General features: G+C 69.0%; 17 protein-coding genes. 11 read left to right on the top strand and 6 right to left on the bottom strand.

Features of this window, described 5'->3' with window-relative positions; genetic code table 11:
- Positions 1 to 46 precede the first annotated feature (46 nt).
- From ACFWIW_RS32290 to ACFWIW_RS32300, 3 genes are read right to left on the bottom strand one after another with little or no spacing between them, the layout of a single operon-like run.
- Positions 47 to 247 (bottom strand): hypothetical protein, encoded by a 201-nt coding sequence (locus tag ACFWIW_RS32290; RefSeq protein ID WP_340687415.1) that lies wholly within the window; start codon positions 245 to 247, stop codon positions 47 to 49.
- Between the two features lie 10 nt (positions 248 to 257).
- Positions 258 to 1373 (bottom strand): fatty acid desaturase family protein, encoded by a 1116-nt coding sequence (locus ACFWIW_RS32295; RefSeq protein WP_378371935.1) that lies wholly within the window; start codon positions 1371 to 1373, stop codon positions 258 to 260.
- A 13-nt stretch (positions 1374 to 1386) separates the two neighbouring features.
- Entirely contained in the window at positions 1387 to 2478 is a 1092-nt protein-coding gene (locus ACFWIW_RS32300) for a ferredoxin reductase (RefSeq protein WP_378371936.1), read from the bottom strand.
- 125 nt (positions 2479 to 2603) lie between these two features.
- Here ACFWIW_RS32300 and ACFWIW_RS32305 point away from each other — a divergent pair, with 125 nt between their 5' ends.
- From ACFWIW_RS32305 to ACFWIW_RS32325, 5 genes are all read left to right on the top strand, one after another.
- Positions 2604 to 3224 (top strand): TetR family transcriptional regulator, encoded by a 621-nt coding sequence (locus ACFWIW_RS32305; RefSeq protein ID WP_378371937.1) that lies wholly within the window; start codon positions 2604 to 2606, stop codon positions 3222 to 3224.
- A 180-nt stretch (positions 3225 to 3404) separates the two neighbouring features.
- Positions 3405 to 4511 carry a Re/Si-specific NAD(P)(+) transhydrogenase subunit alpha gene (locus ACFWIW_RS32310; RefSeq protein WP_378371938.1) on the top strand — a complete coding sequence of 369 codons (1107 nt, stop codon included), beginning with the start codon at positions 3405 to 3407 and terminating at the stop codon, positions 4509 to 4511.
- A complete protein-coding gene (locus ACFWIW_RS32315) occupies positions 4511 to 4810 on the top strand; it encodes an NAD(P) transhydrogenase subunit alpha (RefSeq protein ID WP_007032801.1) in 300 nt (99 codons plus the stop codon). The genes ACFWIW_RS32310 and ACFWIW_RS32315 overlap by 1 nt, the downstream gene beginning before the upstream one ends.
- A complete protein-coding gene (locus ACFWIW_RS32320) occupies positions 4807 to 6192 on the top strand; it encodes an NAD(P)(+) transhydrogenase (Re/Si-specific) subunit beta (protein WP_378371939.1) in 1386 nt (461 codons plus the stop codon). Before ACFWIW_RS32315 ends, ACFWIW_RS32320 begins: the two co-directional genes overlap by 4 nt.
- A complete protein-coding gene (locus tag ACFWIW_RS32325; RefSeq protein ID WP_378371940.1) occupies positions 6189 to 6923 on the top strand; it encodes a lipoate--protein ligase family protein in 735 nt (244 codons plus the stop codon). The genes ACFWIW_RS32320 and ACFWIW_RS32325 overlap by 4 nt, the downstream gene beginning before the upstream one ends.
- Positions 6924 to 7025: 102 nt before the next feature.
- Here ACFWIW_RS32325 and ACFWIW_RS32330 read toward each other — a convergent pair whose 3' ends face one another.
- Positions 7026 to 7742, bottom strand: coding sequence for a histone-like nucleoid-structuring protein Lsr2 (locus ACFWIW_RS32330; protein ID WP_378371941.1), 717 nt, complete (start codon positions 7740 to 7742; stop codon positions 7026 to 7028).
- A 156-nt stretch (positions 7743 to 7898) separates the two neighbouring features.
- Between ACFWIW_RS32330 and ACFWIW_RS32335 the strand changes: the two genes are divergently transcribed.
- Positions 7899 to 9272 carry a dihydrolipoyl dehydrogenase family protein gene (locus ACFWIW_RS32335; RefSeq protein WP_378371942.1) on the top strand — a complete coding sequence of 458 codons (1374 nt, stop codon included), beginning with the start codon at positions 7899 to 7901 and terminating at the stop codon, positions 9270 to 9272.
- Here the strand turns inward: ACFWIW_RS32335 and ACFWIW_RS32340 are convergent.
- Positions 9269 to 10708 (bottom strand): hypothetical protein, encoded by a 1440-nt coding sequence (locus ACFWIW_RS32340; RefSeq protein WP_378371943.1) that lies wholly within the window; start codon positions 10706 to 10708, stop codon positions 9269 to 9271. The genes ACFWIW_RS32335 and ACFWIW_RS32340 overlap by 4 nt on opposite strands.
- A 247-nt stretch (positions 10709 to 10955) precedes the next feature.
- On the opposite strand from ACFWIW_RS32340, the gene ACFWIW_RS32345 reads away from it, so the two are divergent.
- The 4 genes from ACFWIW_RS32345 to ACFWIW_RS32360 all read left to right on the top strand — a co-directional run bounded on the left by ACFWIW_RS32345 (position 10956) and on the right by ACFWIW_RS32360 (position 16311).
- A complete protein-coding gene (locus tag ACFWIW_RS32345; RefSeq protein ID WP_378371944.1) occupies positions 10956 to 12428 on the top strand; it encodes a S8 family serine peptidase in 1473 nt (490 codons plus the stop codon).
- A gap of 317 nt (positions 12429 to 12745) precedes the next feature.
- Positions 12746 to 13249: a DUF3145 domain-containing protein gene (locus ACFWIW_RS32350; RefSeq protein WP_016336127.1), complete on the top strand. Its 504-nt coding sequence runs from the start codon at positions 12746 to 12748 to the stop codon at positions 13247 to 13249.
- A gap of 42 nt (positions 13250 to 13291) precedes the next feature.
- The gene (locus ACFWIW_RS32355) at positions 13292 to 13885 is read left to right on the top strand and encodes a hypothetical protein (protein WP_378371945.1); all 594 of its coding nucleotides are present in this window, start codon (positions 13292 to 13294) and stop codon (positions 13883 to 13885) included.
- Between the two features lie 65 nt (positions 13886 to 13950).
- The gene (locus tag ACFWIW_RS32360) at positions 13951 to 16311 is read left to right on the top strand and encodes a cation-translocating P-type ATPase (RefSeq protein WP_378371946.1); all 2361 of its coding nucleotides are present in this window, start codon (positions 13951 to 13953) and stop codon (positions 16309 to 16311) included.
- Here ACFWIW_RS32360 and ACFWIW_RS32365 read toward each other — a convergent pair.
- Complete coding sequence (locus ACFWIW_RS32365; protein WP_378371947.1) at positions 16299 to 17843, bottom strand: alpha/beta fold hydrolase; 1545 nt, start codon at positions 17841 to 17843, stop codon at positions 16299 to 16301. The genes ACFWIW_RS32360 and ACFWIW_RS32365 overlap by 13 nt on opposite strands.
- Positions 17844 to 17981: 138 nt before the next feature.
- On the opposite strand from ACFWIW_RS32365, the gene ACFWIW_RS32370 reads away from it, so the two are divergent.
- Positions 17982 to 18494: an RICIN domain-containing protein gene (locus tag ACFWIW_RS32370; protein WP_378371948.1), complete on the top strand. Its 513-nt coding sequence runs from the start codon at positions 17982 to 17984 to the stop codon at positions 18492 to 18494.
- Positions 18495 to 18613 lie beyond the last annotated feature (119 nt).

Here is an 18613-nt window from a genome sequence, read left to right on the forward strand (position 1 = left end):
GGTTAGAACCCGAATCGCCACTCACGACCAACCCGGACCTGGGGCCCTAGTCCTCGCGGCTTTCGTCCGCCTGCGCCCGCTGGGACGCTTCACGCATCTCGATGACGTCCGTCAGCCAGTCGCCGGTCTCGCGGGCGATGTCCCGGATCGCGCCGGTGATGATCGTCGCGATGTTGCCGATATGGGTGGCCGCGGACTCGGTGACCTCTTGGACCACGTCCTTGGTGCTTTCGAACTGACCGACCATGTCAGACACCTTAAGCCGCTCGGAGGGTCTTGTCGCTCTCCACGGTAGCCGGTGTGCGGGGTTCGCCGTTCCACGGAAGGGCCAGTTTCACGATCTTCTTGGCCACCGAGAACAGCTGCTTGCGCAGGGGGCCGGTGTTGTACGGCAGGCCGTACTTCTCGCAGATCGCCCGCACCTCGCCCGCGATCTCCGGGTAGCGGCGCGCCGGGATGTCCGGGAACAGGTGGTGCTCGATCTGGTGCGAGAGGTTCCCGGTCATGATGTGGAAGAGCTTGCCGCCGGTGATGTTCGCCGAGCCGAGGATCTGCCGCAGGTACCACTGCCCGCGCGACTCGTTCTCGGTCTCCTCCTCGGTGAAGCTCTCGACGTCGGCGGGGAAGTGCCCGCAGAAGATGATCGAGAACGCCCACAGGTTGCGGGTCAGGTTCGCGGTGGCGTTGCCGAGGAAGGTCAGCGGCGCGAGCGGACCGGTCAGCAGCGGGAAGAGCACGTAGTCCTTGCCGACCTGGCGCCCCGCCTTCTTGAGCATCTTCAGGCCGACCTCCTTGTTGTCCGACCACTTGCGCTCGCCCTTGACGACGCGGTCGAACTCGAGGTCGTGCAGCATGACGCCCCACTGGAAGAACAGCGCGAGCAGCGTCGCGTACACCGGGTTGCCCAGGTAGTACGGGTTCCACTTCTGCGCCGGGTCCATCCGCAGGACGCCGTAACCGATGTCGCGGTCCTTGTCGAGGATGTTGGTGTAGGTGTGGTGGATGTAGTTGTGGGAATGGCGCCAGTTCTCCGAAGGCGCGACGGTGTCCCACTCGAACTGCTGGGAGCTCAGCGCCGGGTCGCGCGTCCAGTCGTACTGGCCGTGCATGACGTTGTGGCCGATCTCCATGTTGTCGAGGATCTTCGCGACGGAGAGCGCGGCGACGCCGGCGACCCAGGCGGGCGGGAAGAATCCGGCGAACAGCAGCCCGCGGCCGGTGACCTCGAGCGCGCGCTGGGTCTTGATGACGTTGTGGATGTAGTCGACGTCCACCTGGCCGAGGTCGGCGACGATCCGCTGCCGGATCTCGTCCAGTTCGCGGCCGAAGTCCTCGACCTGCTGAGGGGTGAGCTTGTCCTGCAAGCCGGTCATGGCCCGCTCCTTTCTAAGCGTTGATCTCGACGTCCCCGACCGGGACGGAGATGCAGAGCTGGATCTCTTCGTTCTCTTCGCTGGAGGTCTCGCCGGTTTTGGCGTTGCGCACACAGCCGGAGGTCTTGATCTGCGTGCAGGAGAAGCAGATGCCCATGCGGCAGCCGTGTTCCGGACGCAGCCCCGCTTCTTCGGCCTGCTCCAGCAACGGTTTCCCGGAGTTGGCGAACTCGCGGCCGCTGCGCGCGAAACGCACCTGCCCTTCGGCGCTCTCGGTGTCGAAGGTGAGTGCCGGCGGGGTGAACTCCTCGGTGTGCAGATGTGCACCGAGGCCGTCGGCCTCGAAAACCTCGCGGACCGAGTCCATCAGCGGTTTCGGACCGCACAGGAACGTTTCGGCGTCGGGGTACCACGGAGCGGCCTCCGCGAGGTGCTCCTTCGAGAAGAACCCGTGCAGGTCGCCGCCGGTCTTCGCGTGAGTGAACGCGTGTACCACCCGTAGACCGGGCAGGCGGCGGGCGAGGTCGGCGAGTTCGGCGCGGTAGAGGGCGTCTTCGGCGCCGTTGGAGTAGTGCAGGAAGGCGAGATCGCCCTCGTACTTCTCGTCGGCCAGCGTGCGCAGCATCGACAGGACGGGCGTGATCCCGCTTCCGCCGCTCAGCAGCAGGATCCGCCGCGGTCGCGGCGAGGGCAGGGTGAACTCGCCGTCCGGTGTGGACAGTCCGAGCACCGAGCCGATGGTGACCGTGCGGTTCACATGCCGTGAGACGAGGCCCTGCGGGTCGGCCTTGATGGTCAGTTCCAGTGAGCCGTCGTGCTCCGAACCGGCCGGCGAGTAGCAGCGCGTGCGGCGGACGCCGTCGATCTCGACGGTCACCCGCACGTACTGCCCGGCGACGTGTCCCCGCCAGGCCCGGCTCGGCCGGATGGTCAGCGTGACCGTGTCGGGTGTCTGCCGCCGGACGCCGGTGACCAGGCCGCGGATCTCGCGGCGGACCAGCATCGGGTCGACGAGTTCGAGATAGCGGTCCATGCCGTGGGGCGTGAGCAGGGCCTCGGCCAGCGAGGCCAGCCGCCTGGCGCCGCGCGGTACCAGTGCCGTCATCACTTCTCCCGAATTCAGTGAACGCTTGTACACTGAATAGTGAAGTGGCGAAGTTCCCGCTTGTCAACGCGAGAGGAGGGCGATGTGACGTGAGTGATAGTGCGGAGGCGATTACGCTGTCGGTCGTGACAACGGAGCCCGTTTCCAGGCAGGAGCGCAAGCAGCGCACCCGGCAGGCACTGCTGGACGCGGCGCTCGACCTCGTCGCGGAACGCGGTTTCTCCGGGCTCAGCCTGCGCGAGGTCGCGAAACAGGCCGGGATCGTGCCGACGGCGTTCTACCGTCATTTCGCGTCGATGGACGAGCTCGGCGTCGCGCTGGTCGAGGAGTCGATGCGCACGCTGCGCACGATGATCCGCTCCGCGCGCACGAGGCCGTCGGCGTACAACGACATGATCCGCTCTTCGGTGCGCATCCTGCGCGAGCACGTGCGGGCGCACGAGGACCATTTCCACTTCCTGACCAGGGAGCGCTACGGCGGCACCGGCCCGGTCCGGCAGGCGATCGGCTTCGAACTCAAGCTCTTCGTCAGCGAACTCGCCGTCGACCTCGCGCGTTTCGACTTCCTTCGCGACTGGAGCACCGAAGATCTGCACCTGCTCGCCGACCTGATCGTGACGACCATGCTCACGACGGTGCTGGAGCTGCTCGAAACCCCTTCGCGTGACGACGAGATCGTGCGCACGGCCGAACGGCGGCTGCGGCTGATCTTCCTGGGCGTGCCGAACTGGCGTAGCGTTCCGTGATGCGGAAACCCTTGCCCTAGCGCGCATATGACGTCGCGCACCTGGATCGATGGCTGGATCGATCGTGATGAGTGATGTCACGGAAAGATGCCGTCCGGATACGTTCAGCCAGGAAAGTTGTCGGCCGGACGTGGTAAACAGTGCGGGTTCGTGTGGTCCTCTCCAGCGAGGAGGTCGCCTGTGGCGGCAGAGAACGAGCAGCTCACGGTCGGCGTGGTCCGGGAAACCGGACAAGGTGAACGTCGCATCGCGCTGGTACCGAAGCTCATCGAGCGCGTCTCAGGACGCGGACTGCGGGTGGTGGTCGAGCCCGGCGCGGGCGCCGGCGCGCTGCTCGCCGACGAGACCTTCGAGCAAGCGGGCGCGGTGATCGGCGATCCGTGGGATGCCGACATCGTGGTGAAGGTGGCGCCTCCGAGCGCGGCCGAAGTCGCGAAGCTCAAACAGGGCACCATCCTCATCGGCTTCCTGAATCCGAGGGGTGATCCCGACGGGATAGCGGCGCTCGAATCGGCGGGCGTCCGCGCCTTCGCCGTCGAGGCGATCCCGCGGATCTCCCGCGCGCAGGCGATGGACGCGTTGTCGTCACAGAGCAGTGTCGCGGGCTATCGCGCCGTCCTGCTGGCGGCGGAGAAGCTCACCCGCTTCTTCCCGATGCTCACCACCGCCGCCGGAACCGTGCCACCGGCCAAGGTGCTCGTGCTCGGCGCCGGTGTCGCGGGGCTGCAGGCCTTGGCGACGGCGAAACGGCTCGGCGCGCAGACCACCGGGTACGACGTCCGGCCCGAGGTCGGCGAACAGGTGAAGTCGCTCGGCGCGAAATTCCTCGACCTCGGCATCGAGGCGGTCGGCGAAGGCGGGTACGCCCGCGAGCTGACCGACGAGGAAAAGGCCGAGCAGCAACGCAGGCTCACCGAGGCGATCACGAAGTTCGACGCCGTGATCACCACGGCGCTCGTCCCCGGCCGCCGGGCACCGGTGCTCGTCACCGCCGACGCGGTGAAGGGGATGCCCGCCGGCGGTGTCGTGGTCGACCTCGCGGGCGAGTCCGGCGGCAACTGCGAACTGACGAAACCGGGCGAGGAGGTCGTCGAGCACGACGTCACCATCTGCTCGCCGCTCAACCTCGCCGCGGAGATGCCCGCGCATTCCAGCGAGCTCTACGCGCGCAACGTCACGGAGTTGCTCGAACTGCTTGTCGACAAAGAAGGCAAGCTCGCGCTCGACTTCTCCGACGAGATCGTCGCCGGGGCCTGCGTGGCCGGAAAAGAAGAAGGAGGCGAGTGATGCTCGTAGGCAGTTTGGCGATCCTCGTACTCGCCGGATTCGTGGGCTTCACGGTCATTTCCAAGGTGCCCAACACGTTGCACACCCCGCTCATGTCGGGCACCAACGCGATCCACGGCATCGTCCTGCTGGGCGGGCTGATCGTGCTCGGCCTCGGGGTCGACGGCGTGCTGAACAAGATCCTGCTGGTGATCGCGATCGCCTTCGGCACGATCAACGTGGTCGGCGGCTTCCTCGTCACCGACCGGATGCTCTCGATGTTCAAGGCGAAGAAGCCGGAAGACGGTGGTGACAAGTGACGACCTTCATCGCCGTCCTCTACATCATTTCCTTCGCGCTGTTCATCTACGGCCTCATGGGCCTGACCGGTCCGCGCACCGCGGTCCGCGGCAACTGGATCGCCGCCGTCGGCATGGGCATCGCGGTGATCGCGACGCTGCTGACCCCGGGCATGAGCAACTGGCTGCTCATCGCGCTCGGCGTGGCGATCGGTGTCGTCGTCGGCGTGCCGTCCGCGCGCAAGGTGAAGATGACCGCGATGCCGCAGATGGTGGCGCTGTTCAACGGCGTCGGCGGCGGGGCGGTCGCGCTCATCGCGTGGGTCGAGTTCCGCACCACCGAGGGCTACGCGCACGAGCCGGCGTACGTCGCGATCGCGTCGTTGTTCGCCGCGATCGTCGGGTCGGTGTCCTTCTGGGGCTCGAACATCGCGTTCGGGAAGCTGCAGGAACTCATCTCCGGCCGCCCGATCACCCTCGGCAAACTGCAGCAGCCGGTGAACGCGCTGGTGCTGATCGCCGCGATCGTGCTCGCGGTCGTCATCGCGAGCGGCGGCGACGCCGAACTGCTGATGATCGGCCTGCTGGTCGCGGCGGGCATCCTCGGCGTGGTGGTCGTGCTGCCGATCGGCGGCGCGGACATGCCGGTCGTCATCTCGTTGCTGAACGCGCTCACCGGATTGTCGGCCGCGGCCATGGGGCTCGCGCTCGACAACACCGCGCTGATCGTGGCGGGCATGATCGTCGGCGCCTCGGGTTCCATCCTGACGAACCTGATGGCGAAGGCGATGAACCGGTCGATCCCGGCCATCGTCGCCGGCGGGTTCGGCGGTGGCACGGCGGTCGCGAGCGGCGGATCCGGCGAGGCCCGGCCGGTCCGCAGCACCAGCGCGTCCGACACCGCGATCCAGATGGCGTACGCCAACAAGGTCGTGGTCGTGCCCGGGTACGGCATGGCCGTCGCGCAGGCGCAGCACGTCGTCCGCGAGATGGCGAAACTGCTGGAAGCCAAGGGGATCACGGTCGCGTACGCCATCCACCCGGTGGCGGGCCGGATGCCGGGGCACATGAACGTGCTCCTCGCCGAGGCCGACGTCCCGTACGAGCAGCTCAAGGAGATGGACGAGATCAACTCCGAGTTCGCCCAGACCGACGTCGCGCTGGTGATCGGCGCGAACGACGTCACGAACCCGGCCGCGGAGACCGATCCGGGCTCGCCCATCTACGGGATGCCGATCCTCAAGGTGAACCACAGCCGGTCGGTGATCGTGCTCAAACGCGGGATGAGCTCGGGCTTCGCCGGCATCGACAACGAGCTCTTCTACGATGCGAAGACAAGCATGCTCTTCGGCGACGCCAAATCGTCGGTGGGCGAGATCGTGGAGGAACTCAAAGCACTGTGATCGGTCCTTCGGAAGTCGTCGCCGCGTTCGACGACCCGGCCGACAACCTCGCGTTCGACGAAGCCCTCCTGCGTGCCGCACCGGAGGCGCCGGTCCTGTGGATCTGGCGCAACACCGACTGTGTGGTCGTGGGGCGGGGGCAGAAGATCGAACGCGAGGTCAAGGCCGACGTCTGCGCGAGCGACGGCGTCCCGGTGCTGCGCCGGGCCAGCGGTGGCGGCACCGTGTTCCACGATCCCGGCAATCTCAACATCACGCTGGTCCTGCCGGGGCCGTCGGACAGACCCTTGGAAGCACTCGGGGAACTGATGACCGCGACGGTGGCCGAACTCGGGCTGCCGTCGCGGCTCGGTGATCGAGGTCTGTTCGTCGGTGACGCGAAGCTGTGCGGTTTCGCCGTCTTCCGGACGAGAACGGGCTTGCTCGCGCATTCCACCCTGCTCGTTTCGACCGCCGCCGAACGGGTCGGCCGGTACCTCACTTCGGCACCCGCGGATCCCCGTCCGCTCGACTCCCACCGGAGCCGGGTCGCGTCGCTCGCCGAGCACGGCCTGCGTAAAGGTGTTGCCGAAGTCACGGCCGCCGTCCGCGTGGCGGCGGCCGCGCGACTGGGTGAACTCACCACCCGGAAGCCCTCGGCCGGGGAGTTGGAGTGGCAGCGCTCGCTCCAGCACACGCGGTACCACTACCCGGAATGGCATGCCGAAGGCGCTCAGCGTCCGGCCTCGTGAGTGGTAAGGACGGTTAGAACCGTCCTTACCACTCACGAGTATTGACACAAAGCGGCCCCCTTCGCGCGATTACGCGAAGGGGGCCATTTGCTTTTGGCGGAATTACTTTTCGGTGGCCGAGAAAGTGACGGCGGGCACCTTGCGGGCGGCGCGCGTGGTCTTCTTCGGCTCGGCGGTCTTCTTCGCCGGAGCCTTGGCCGCGGCCTTCGGCGCAGCCTTGGCGGCGGTCGTCTTCGCGGCGGTCGTCTTGGCCGCGGCCTTCGGAGCGGCCTTCGCGGCCGTCGTCTTGGTGGTGGTCTTCGACGCCGTCTTGGCCGGGGTCTTCGCCGCGGCCGCGGCCTTCGCGCGACCCGCCGGAGCCTTGGCCGCCGTGGTCTTCGCCGCCGCGCCGCGGGTGGTCTTCGCCTTGGCCGCGGTGGCTTTCGCCGTGGTCTTGGCGGGAGTCTTGGCCTCCGCCTTGGGAGCGGCGGCCTTCTTGGCGGCGGCAGGCTTGCGCCCGGCGACACCCTTGGCGGCGGGTTTGCGGCCCGGCTTCGCGGCCGTCTTCGCCTCGGCCTTCGCCGCGGTGGCCGCGGTCTTCGGGGTCGACTTCGACACCCGCGCGCCCTTGGGGCGCTGCACGACCCGCGGCCGCAATTTGCGTCCGCCGATCCGGCGGCCGTTCTCCACATAGGCACGCAGGATTTCCCGGAGTGCGGTGGCGTTGTCGGCCGAAAGGTCGATGTCGTAAGCGATTCCGTCCAAACCGAAAGCGACCGTTTCCTCGGCCGCCTCGCCGGTCAGATCATCCAGCAAATGCACAGCAGTGTTCCTGGCCATGAAAAACCTCCCGCGCTCGATCGTTCTACTGCGTAACCGGCACGGTGAAACCTGAACCCGCGGCTGATGACTCACGCAGCGACACGAGGATAGCGGCAGGTTGCGCGAAGCTGCGCGGTGGTGTGCGCTGAATGCATGTCAGCACAGGATTTTGACGTGATCGTGATCGGAGGCGGCCCGGTCGGCGAGGTCGCCGCCGAACGGGCGGCGCGCGGCGGCCTTCGGGTCGCGCTCGTCGAACACGAACGCTTCGGCGGCGAATGTTCTTACTGGGCCTGCATTCCGAGCAAGGCGCTGCTGCGGCCGGGGAACCTCCTCGCCGCCGCCAAACGGGTCCCCGGTGTCCCGGTTGGCGAGGCGGTCGACCCGGCCGCGGTGTTCGCGCGGCGGGACTGGTTCACCGGCAAGGGAGACGACACCGGACAGGTCAAGTGGGCCGAAGGCGCCGGGATCGTCCCGATCCGCGGGCACGGCCGGATCACCGGTGAGCGGAAGGTCACGGTCGGCGGAGGTGACGAGCTGACCGCGCGGCACGCGGTGATCGTCGCCACGGGCAGTGTCCCGCGGACGCCGTCGATCCCCGGGCTGGACACGATTTCGCCGTGGGGTTCGCGTGAGGCGACGTCGGCGGAAGCGGTCCCGCGCCGGCTGGGCGTACTGGGCGGCGGTGTCGTCGGCGTCGAAATGGCGCAGGCCTTCGCCACGCTCGGCGCCGAAGTCCACTTGATCATCTCGGGGACGCGTCCCTTGCCGCGGCTGCCGGAATTCGCGGGCGACGCCGTCGCCGCGGGGCTGCGCGAAGCCGGGGTCACCGTGCACACCGGCTCCGGTCTCGACTCCGTGTCCGCTGTGGACGGTGGTAAGGAACTGGCCTTGAAGGGCGGCGAGCGGTTGGTCGTCGACGAGTTGCTCGTCGCCACCGGCCGCCGCCCGGCGACCGATGGACTCGGCGTGGAGACGGTGGGGCTCGAAGCGGGCGCACCGCTCACGACCGACGACAACGGCCGTGTGTCCGCTGTGGACGGTGACTGGCTGTTCGCCGTCGGGGACGTCACCGGCCGGGCGCCGCTGACCCATCAGGGCAAGTACGCGGCCAGGGCCGCGGGTGACGCGGTGGCCGCGCAGGCGGCGGGCAAGCCCGTCGACTCCGCCGCATGGAGCGCGCACAGCGCCACGGCCGATCACCACGCCGTCCCGCAGGTCGTGTTCACCGACCCGGAGGTCGCTTCGGTCGGGCTCGCGGGACCGGAGGAGGGCAAACCGCATCGCGTCGTCGACATCGACATCGCGGTGGCCGGTTCGTCGCTGCACGCGGACGGTTACGCGGGCAAGGCGCGCATCGTCGTCGACACCGAACGCGACGTCCTGGTCGGCGCGACCTTCGTCGGGCAGGACGTCGCCGAACTCCTGCATTCGGCGACGATCGCGATCGTCGGGGAGGTCCCGCTGCCGAGGCTGTGGCACGCGGTCCCGTCGTTCCCCACGATCAGCGAAGTGTGGTTGCGCCTGCTGGAGGCGTACGGCCTCTAGCCGTTCACAGGCAGTTCGAGCGCGGCCTTCGCGCCGCGCACGAGGCCGGGATCGTCCGGAGTGGACGGTCCCGGCAGCCACACCACCTGGATCAGCCGGACCGACTTCCCGTCCAGGCTGCTCTGGTAGGCGGCGCCTTCGAACACCGGCACTTCGCCCTGCCACTGGTTGGTCTCGGTGGCGAGGTCGAGGATGCCGCCGCCGCCGGGAGTGTCGGCGATGGCCTTGAACGCGTTCGCCTGCTCCGTGTTCGGGAATTCTACGACGGCGATGGTCACCGCCGCGGCCCGGCCGTCGATGGAACTGGCGAAGCTGGCCCGTTTCACCGCCGAGCAACTCGTCTGCTGAAGGCTCGACTGGACGTCGCCGTACGCGTGCGACGCGCATTTCTGGTCCGCGGCCGACGCCCGCGAGGTGAACTGGATGTTCTCGACCGCGCTGCTGCTCGGTGGTGGGGGACTGGTCGCCGGGGTCGGCGGCGGGGGAGGCTGGGTGGACGCGGTGTCGTCGCCGCCGGAAGCCACGCTGATGGCCGCGACCAGCAGCACGATGAGCAAGCCGATCGCGGCGACAGGGAGCCACTTCACCGTCTTGGACTGTCGCGACGGCTTCGGGGCGGGCTCGGCGGGAGCGGCCGTCGGCGGGGGCTGCCGGACCGGGGGAACGGGCTTCGCGGGGGCGGCCTGCTGAACGGGCGGGGCGGGCTTGACGGGAGGCGGGGGAGACACCGCCGGTTTCGCCGGTCTCTTGCCTTTCCCCGGATGCTGGACCGGGACGGTCGGGGCGATCGCGACGAGCGGGTTCTCGCGGATCACCGTCGGCTCGTCGTCGGAGAAGGCGCTGAAACCCTCCCCGAGCAGCATCTCCTCGGGCATCGGCGGCGCGTCCGGGGCGAGCGCGGCGATCAGGTCCCGCGCCTGCTGGACCGAGCGGGGGCGGGGCGCGGTGGCCAGGGAGACCGTCGCGGCGAGCATCGTCGTCGCCGTCGGATGCAGGACGCGGACCGAACCGGCGAGATCCGCGGCGGGCTGGTCGACCGTCTCCACGTAGGGGCCGACGGCGATGATCGTGCCGATCGGCCCGGCGCCGGGAGCGACGTCGGCGATCTTGTGCGTGCACGCGGCGGACAGCGAGAGCGCGTCCGTGGCCGGGTTGATCGAGGTGTCGCCGTGGACCAGCGGCCAGCCGTCGGCCTTCCACGGTCCGCCGAGCGGGGCTTCGAGTTTCAGTGCCGGGTCCGGCAGGTCGACCCCGATGACGATGAGGACGCCCTTCGGCATGACCACGACGGCTTCGACGGGCCGTCCCTCGACCGGGCTGGCGCCGATCAGGGCGACCCCGCCGACGACGTTGCTGCCCCGGCCGAGCGAAGCCAGCGCGGCGCGGACGTCCTCGGCCACCCGGGACGGCTGTTGAGCGAGGCGAACGAGTCGCACCGAACCCCTCCCCATCTCGTCGGTCTCGCTGCACAAACTAGCGCCTCCATCCGTCCATCCATGCCCCCGCCACCTCCCTCAAAGGTGGCGCTTCGCGCCGCTGTGCCGATTCGAGGGGCGACACGTCCCAGGTAGGCGCCGTGATGTTGCTCCGAAAAGTTGTAATGCGCGTGAGTACCGTCACCCGTCCGGGTGGTACTCGTTGGTAGGTGACAGTTCCTTGCCCCCTGTCACCAGGAGAACCGCAATGGCCGTATCCCGACCCTGGCGTCGACGCGCCGCGCTCGTCGTCGCCCTGCTCGCCGTCCCGGCCGCGGGGATGGTCCCCGCGCAGGCCGCGGGACCGCTCGCACCCGCCGCCCCCGGACTCACCCGCCTGCTCTCGGCCGTCACCGGCACCGCGGGGGTGACCGCGCTCGTGCACGCCGACGACGTCGCCACCGCCGAACGCGCCGCCCGCACCGCCGGGCTCACGAAGATCACCTCGTTCGGGAAGATCGGCGTCGTCGCCGTCCGGGGCACCGCCGACCAGGTGCGCGCGGTGCGCAAGGCCGCCGGGGTCACCTACGTCGAAGGGAACGAGAAGCTCAAGGCGCACGGCAGCGCCGGCACCACGGCGACGCGGAGCCTGCAGACGCAGACACAGCTCAAGGACGCCGGTGGCGCTCCCGTGGACGGCAGGGGTGTCTCCGTCGCGATCATCGACACCGGGGTCGACCCGACGCATCCGGCCTTCAAGGGCGCCGACGGCAAGTCGAGGGTCGTGCGCAACCTCAAGAGCCTCTGCGCGAACGGCACCGCCACGAACTGCATCGTCGACGTCCCGACCTCCGTCGACACCGACACCCTCTCCCTGGGCGGCCACGGCACGCACGTCACCGGCATCGCCGCGGGCAACCGGCTGACGCTGACCGACGGCACCAAGGTCGGCGGTTCGGCGCCGGGCTCGAAGATCGTCTCGGTCTCCACCGGCGCCGCGCTGCTCGTCCTCGGCACGGACGCCGCGCTGAACTGGGTGCTGGAGAACCACAAGGCGCCGTGCGGTGCGGGTGTCCCGGCGTCGGTGTGCCCGCCGATCAAGGTGACCAACAACTCCTACGGTCCCAGCGGCGGTGGCGCCTTCGACCCGAACTCGGCGACGGTGAAGCTGCAGCGCGCGCTCGCCGCGGAAGGCGTCGTCACGGTGTGGGCGAACGGGAACGACGGCGGCGACGGTTCGGCGAACCTCTCCAACCCGCCGGGGCAGGACCAGACGCCGGGCGTGCTTTCGGTGGCGTCGTTCAACGATCAGGGGACCGAGACCCGTGACGGCACGGTCTCCGATTTCTCCTCGCGCGGTCTCAAGAGCAGCCAGTCGAGCTGGCCCGACGTTTCCGCGCCGGGGGAGAACATCCTCTCGTCGTGCCGTCCGACGCAGCCGATCTGCACGCAGGGCCTGCAGCCCGAGAACGGCCCGGGACTGCTGGATCTCGCCACCTACAACGTGATCAGCGGGACCTCGATGGCGGCGCCGCAGATCACCGGGATCGTCGCGCAGCTGTTCCAGGTCGCGCCGAACGCGAGCCCCGGTGACATCGAGGCCGCGATCAAGGGCACCGCGTACAAGTTCGCCGACGGCTCGCCGTACGTGGCGGCCGGGCCGTACACGTCGAGCTTCGACAAGGGCACCGGCCTGGTGGACACCTTCGCCGCGGCGAAGTCGCTCGGCGCCCAGGGCTGAGCCGTCCCAAGTCCGTGAGGGCCTCCTTCCCTACCCTCAAAGTAGGGAAGGAGGCCCTCACGGCATGGGGGCACAAATGCCGTCCCCGGGTTAACCCGCGTGAAGGGATCTTTTCTCCGGCTCAGCCGGAAGAAGGGGGCCTTCGCAGGAGTTCCGCGTCCCAATCAGGTGCGACTTGTGGTGTTCATGTGGCCAAACAGCACAGTTGGGGTGCACAATGTGCTCACGCGTACCGGGAGGCGGCACGAGCCACCTGACCAGCGCAGCTCGCGAGGTCGTAGGGGAAGACGCCCCTCGTCGAGTAGCGGAGGTCAGCAGTGAGCACCCGTGGCAACACCCGTGGCGTGGTGTACGTCCACTCGTCGCCGTCTGCGGTGTGTCCGCACGTCGAGTGGGCCATTTCGGGCACCCTGGGTGCCCGAGTCGAGTTGAAGTGGACGGCGCAGCCCGCCAGTCCAGGACAGCTCCGCGCCGAATGTGGTTGGCGTGCGCCTTCGGGCACCGGCGGAAAGCTGGCGTCCGCGCTCAAGGCGTGGCCGATGATCCGGTTCGAAGTCACCGAAGAGCCCAGTGCGGGGGTCGACGGGGAGAGGTTCTGTTTCGCTCCGGGCCTCGGCCTGTGGCACGGCAGGACCAGTGCCAACGGCGACATCGTCGTGGGCGAGGACCAGTTGCGCGCCCTGGTGAGCAAGGTCCGCTCCGGCGAATCGCTGGCGCACAAGCTCGACGAGCTCCTCGCCGCCAATTGGGACGAAGCGCTCGAACCGTACCGGCACGCCGGTGACGGTGCCCCGGTCACCTGGCTGCACCAAGTCGGGTAGACGCCGGTGATGACGGAAGAGGCGGGCGGCTAACCTTTCAGGGTGACCGCCCAGCCTCGCCCCCTCTCTCGCCAGCGGTGGCTGATCCCCGTCCTCGTGGTCGTGATCTCCTTGACCGTCGGCGTCGGGCTGCTGGCACGCGATCTCTACAAGCGCCCGGAGGCCGAGCCCACCCAGCCGGTCGTCAGCGAGTCGCCGACGTCGGTCGCCCCGGAGCAACAGCCGGGTTCGCCCGTCGTCGAGGTGACCCCCGACGTCTTCGCGCATCCGCAGTACCAGAGCGTCCGCCAGGTGCTGCAGGGATATTTCGACTCCATCAACGATCGCGACTATCCGAAGTGGACTTCGGTGGTCAGCCGTGAACGGGCCAAGACCAAGACCGCGGCGGAGTGGAAGAAGGACTTCCAGTCCACTCGGGACGGCAGCATTCTCGTCTATCGCATCGAGCCGGGTGCGCCGAACTCGCTCCGGGTGCTCGTCGCCTTCACCAGCACGCAGGACGTCGAAGACGCGCCGGTGTACCTGCCCGAGGGATGCATCCGGTGGCGGCTGGTGCTGCCGCTGCGGCTGGAGAGCGGCTCGTGGCGCGTCGACACGACCGACGGCGGCACCAACCCCGAACACGAAAGATGCTGAAGTAAGGGGCGACATGGTCCCCGAGGCTGACGCGGGAGCGGGCCGGGCCGAATAGAGTCGCGGACATGGCAATTGATCAGCCGGCCCTGCTGACCGACGCCTCGAGGGGGCTCACCAGCGAAGAGGTCGCCCAGCGGGTGGCCGCGGGCCAGACCAACGCGGTCTCGACGAAGACCAGCCGGACCACCGGCGAGATCATCCGCGCGAACGTCTTCACCAGGATCAACGCGATCTACGGTGTGCTCTTCGTGCTCATCCTGTCCACGGGGTATTTCATCGACGGGCTGTTCGGCGGGCTGATCATCGTCAACAGCGCGGTCGGCATCATCCAGGAACTCCGGGCGAAACGGACCCTGGAGCGGCTCGCGATCGTCGGGCAGGCGAAGCCGACCGTGCGCCGTGACGGGCAGAGCACCGAGATCGCCCCGGAGGACGTCGTCCTCGGCGACCTCGTCGAGCTTGGGCCCGGCGACAAGATCGTCGTCGACGGCCCGGCGCTGACCGCCGACGCGCTCGAGGTCGACGAATCGCTGCTGACCGGTGAATCCGATCCGGTGGTCAAGCAGCCCGGTGACAAGGTGCTCTCCGGCAGCTTCGTCGTCGCGGGCAGCGGCACCTACCGCGCGGACATCATCGGCGACGAGTCCTACGCGGCGAAACTGGCCGCGGAGGCCAGCAAGTTCACCCTGGTGAAGTCGGAGCTGCGCCAAGGCATCGACAAGATCCTCAAGTTCATCACGTACCTGCTGATCCCGGCGGGAGCGCTGACCATCTACAACCAGCTCGCGGGCGACCAGGCGTGGCCGGACGCGCTGCGCGGCATGGTCGCGGCGCTCGTGCCGATGGTGCCCGAGGGCCTGGTGCTGATGACCAGTGTCGCGCTGGCGGTCGGCGTCATCCGGCTGGGCAAGCGTCAGTGCCTGGTGCAGGAACTCCCGGCCATCGAAGGTCTCGCCCGGGTCGACGTGGTGTGCGCGGACAAGACCGGCACGCTCACCGAGAACGCGATGCGGCTTTCCGAGGTCCGGGAGATCACGCCGGGCCATCCGGTGGACGACGTGCTGGCCGCGCTCGCCGCCGCCGATCCCCGCCCGAACGCGAGCCTGCAGGCGATCGCCGAGGCGTACCGGACCGATCCGGGCTGGCGCGTCTCCACGACCATGCCGTTCTCCTCGGCGCGCAAGTGGAGCGGCGCCTCGTTCGGCGTCGACGGCGACTGGGTGCTCGGCGCGGCCGACGTCCTGCTGCCCGAAGGTGAGCACCGCGCGGAGGCCGAGAAGATCGGCTCGCGCGGCCTGCGTGTCCTGCTGCTGGGCCGTGCCGAACGGGCCGTCGACGCGGCCGAGGGGCCCGGCGACATCGAACCGGTCGCGCTCGTGGTGCTGGAGCAGAAGGTCCGCCCCGACGCGAAGGACACGCTGGACTTCTTCGCGCACCAGGACGTCGCGGTCAAGGTCATCTCCGGCGACAACGCCATTTCGGTGGGCGCGGTCGCGGGCACCCTGGACCTGCCGGGCGCGGACAAGCCCATCGACGCGCGGAAGCTGCCGGACGACGCCGAAAAGCTGGCCGACACCGTCGAGGACCGCGCGGTCTTCGGCCGCGTGACGCCGTTGCAGAAACGCGCGATGGTCGGTGCGCTGCAGTCGAAGGGGCACACGGTCGCGATGACCGGCGACGGCGTGAACGACGTCCTCGCGCTGAAGGACGCGGACATCGGCGTCGCCATGGGGGCCGGCAGCCCGGCCACCCGCGCGGTCGCGCAGATCGTGCTGCTGGACGACAAGTTCGCCACCCTGCCGCATGTCGTCGCCGAGGGGCGGCGGGTGATCGGCAACATCGAGCGCGTCTCGAACCTGTTCCTCACCAAGACGGTCTACTCGGTACTGCTGGCGCTGATGGTCGGCATCGCGCAGGTGCCGTTCCCGTTCCTGCCGCGGCACATCACGATCACCGCGTGGTTCACGATCGGCCTGCCCGCCTTCGTGCTCTCGCTGGCGCCGAACAACGAACGCGCCCGCACCGGTTTCGTCGGCCGGGTGATGCGGATGGCCGTCCCGGCCGGGCTGGTCATCGCCACCGCGACGTTCGTGAGCTATCTGCTGGTGTACAAGGGATCCGGACAGTCCGAACTGGACAAGATCCAGGCGGGGACGACGGCGCTGATCACGCTGATCACGATCGCGCTGTGGGTGCTCGGGATCGTCGCGCGGCCGTACCGGTGGTGGAAGATCCTGCTGATCGGCGGGATGGTCGTGCTGACCCTCGCGCTGTTCCTGATCCCGTTCACGCAGAAGTTCTTCGCGCTGGACCCGACGGTGAGCGCGTACACGCTGTCGGCCTTCGCCTGCGCCGGGGTGGGGATCGTGCTGGTGGAGATCGCCTGGTGGGCCGGGCGGCATCTGGTCAAGCGTCAGGAGGCGTGACCGGCGAGGAAGTCCACGATCGCGTTCACCACCGCGGGCGCGTCTCCGACGTACGGGAAATGACTGCGGCCCTCCAACGCGACGAACCGGGCGTCCCGGATGCGGGTGGCGAGTTCTTTGCCCGAGGCGTACGGGATGGCCCGGTCTTCTCGCCGGTGCAGCACCAAGGTCGGGGCGGCGACCCGGTCGAGCAGTTCGGTGACGCGGAATCCGTAGCAGGTGGTCAGCAATCCCGCGGCCGCCTCGGCGGACGCCGTCGCTCGTTGCATGCGGACGAACCGCGCGCGGGCAGCCGCGTCGCCGTCGGGCATCAGGACATCGGCGAGCAGTTCGGTGCCGAGGCCCCAGTTCTCGCGGACCAGGCCCACGAACGCCCGCCGGGCGGACGCGGGCGCGATGGCGGCGCCGTCGGCGTACCCGCCATACAGCACGAGGCGGTCCACCCGGTCGGGATGGCGGGCCGCGAACGCCAGCGCCACCGGCGCTCCCATCGACGCACCGAGCAGCGACACCCGCTCCGCGCCGACCGCGTCGACGACCGTGCGCAGCGCTTCGACCTCGCTGTCCAGTGACCGCGGCTGGAGAACCGGTCCGGACAACCCGGTGCCCGGCATGTCGTAGCGGATCACCCGGTGCCCGGCCACCAAGGGCGCGCAGAACGCGCGTAGTCCCGGGTCCTCCCAGCCCAGCTCCAGCGCCGAGATCCAGGCGGGCGGGATCACCAGCGGGGATCCTCGTCCAGTGGCGTTGTAGGCGATCCGCGCGCCGGAGCAGGTCGTGCAGAACCTGTTCGGCTCGGCGGTGAGCACCGCCGCCGGTGGCCGTTCCACGGAGGCGTCCTGACGGAGCAGCGCGGTGTGCGACTCGCGCAGCGCCGGGCCCGGCTCGACACCCAGCTGTTCGTCCAGCGCCCGCCGTAGCCGGTCGTACACGCCGAGGGCGTCCGCCTGCCGTCCCACGCCGTACAACGCGAGCATCAGCTGCCGGTGCAGGTGCTCGCGGAACGGATGCAGGCGGCACAGCTCTTCCAGTTCGGGCACGAGCCGCGCGTGCTCGCCCAGGGCCAGCCCCGCCTCGTTGAGCGCTTCGACGGCGTCGAGCCGCAGCAACGCGAGCCGCTCGGCCTCTTCGTCCAGCCACGGCATACCGGTGACATCGGCCAGCGGCTTGTCCCGCCACAACGCCAAGGCCTCCCGCAGGCACGCGGCGGGATCCGGTGCCTGCCCGGCCCGCTCGATCAGCCGCTGTGCGCGGGCCAGATCCGTCGCCGCGTTCAAGACATAGCCGGGGGAGCGAGCCACGATCGCGTCGCGGTCGCCCAGCATGCGCCGCAACGCCGAAACGTGGGTCTGCACCGTGTTCGCCGTGGGCGGCCGAGCACCCCACACCACGTCGACGAGCCGGTCGACGCTGACGATCTCGCCCGCACGCAAGGCCAGCACCGCGAGCAACGCCTTGCGCAGCGAGCCCCGCACCGGCCGCACCACGCCGTCGGACACGACGTCCACCGGCCCGAGAATCCGCACCAGCATGAGACCCCCTCCCTGGAGAGGTCGTCGCCCGAGGGGAAAACGTTCCACCGCAGCGCGGGCGCAGCGGCGGCGCAGCACACCCGATCAGTCTCGACGCATCGGGCCGCGGACGGCGGCACCAGGGAGACGAGGGGAATCATGAAGGCCAAGATCATCGGACTGCTGAGCGCCGCGCTCGCGGTGACGGCGCTGGCCGCCCCGCCCGCGGGCGCGGACGGCTACTACCGCGTGCGCAACTACGGCAGCAACAAGTGCATCCAGCCGCATCCGAACAACCCACTGGCGGAGCTCGCGGCTGTCGTGCAGATGCCCTGCAACGACAACGCCGTCCAGAAATGGGCGATCGTCCCCAACACCCACGACACCGTTTACTTCGTCAACCAGGCCAGTGGCTTCTGCCTCAACGTCATCGGCGAGAACACCAGTCGAGCCCCGGTCAACCAGGTGAGATGCAACGACAACAGCAACCAGAGGTGGATCCCGCCGGTGGTCCCCAACTTCGTGCCGAAGTTCATCTACTCCAGGGTCGGCGGCGGCGACAACAGGATCAGGTGCCTGGACGCCAAGGGCGAGACCGCGGATCTCACGCAGATGCAGATCTACATCTGCCAGGGCGACCACCCCATGACGCATTGGCTCATCCATCCCTGAGCCCGGCCGAAGTACGTGAAGGCCCCCTTCACCGCGCTAGACGCGGTGAAGGGGGGCATAAAAAAATAAAAAAAACGCCGCAGCGGTGTAAAAAATAGCCCGGTTTGTGACACCGAAAC

This window comes from Amycolatopsis sp. NPDC058340 (genome assembly GCF_042723975.1).
Taxonomy (GTDB): Bacteria; Actinomycetota; Actinomycetes; order Mycobacteriales; family Pseudonocardiaceae; genus Amycolatopsis.

Excerpts from the sequence above, each read along its gene's own strand:
- ACFWIW_RS32290 (WP_340687415.1), bottom strand. The coding sequence starts at position 247 with ATGGTCGGTCAGTTCGAAAGCACCAAGGACGTGGTCCAAGAGGTCACC.
- ACFWIW_RS32295 (WP_378371935.1), bottom strand. The coding sequence starts at position 1,373 with ATGACCGGCTTGCAGGACAAGCTCACCCCTCAGCAGGTCGAGGACTTC.
- ACFWIW_RS32300 (WP_378371936.1), bottom strand. The coding sequence starts at position 2,478 with ATGACGGCACTGGTACCGCGCGGCGCCAGGCGGCTGGCCTCGCTGGCC.
- ACFWIW_RS32315 (WP_007032801.1), top strand. The coding sequence starts at position 4,511 with ATGCTCGTAGGCAGTTTGGCGATCCTCGTACTCGCCGGATTCGTGGGC.
- ACFWIW_RS32330 (WP_378371941.1), bottom strand. The coding sequence starts at position 7,742 with ATGGCCAGGAACACTGCTGTGCATTTGCTGGATGATCTGACCGGCGAG.
- ACFWIW_RS32345 (WP_378371944.1), top strand. The coding sequence starts at position 10,956 with ATGGCCGTATCCCGACCCTGGCGTCGACGCGCCGCGCTCGTCGTCGCC.
- ACFWIW_RS32360 (WP_378371946.1), top strand. The coding sequence starts at position 13,951 with ATGGCAATTGATCAGCCGGCCCTGCTGACCGACGCCTCGAGGGGGCTC.
- ACFWIW_RS32365 (WP_378371947.1), bottom strand. The coding sequence starts at position 17,843 with ATGCTGGTGCGGATTCTCGGGCCGGTGGACGTCGTGTCCGACGGCGTG.
- ACFWIW_RS32370 (WP_378371948.1), top strand. The coding sequence starts at position 17,982 with ATGAAGGCCAAGATCATCGGACTGCTGAGCGCCGCGCTCGCGGTGACG.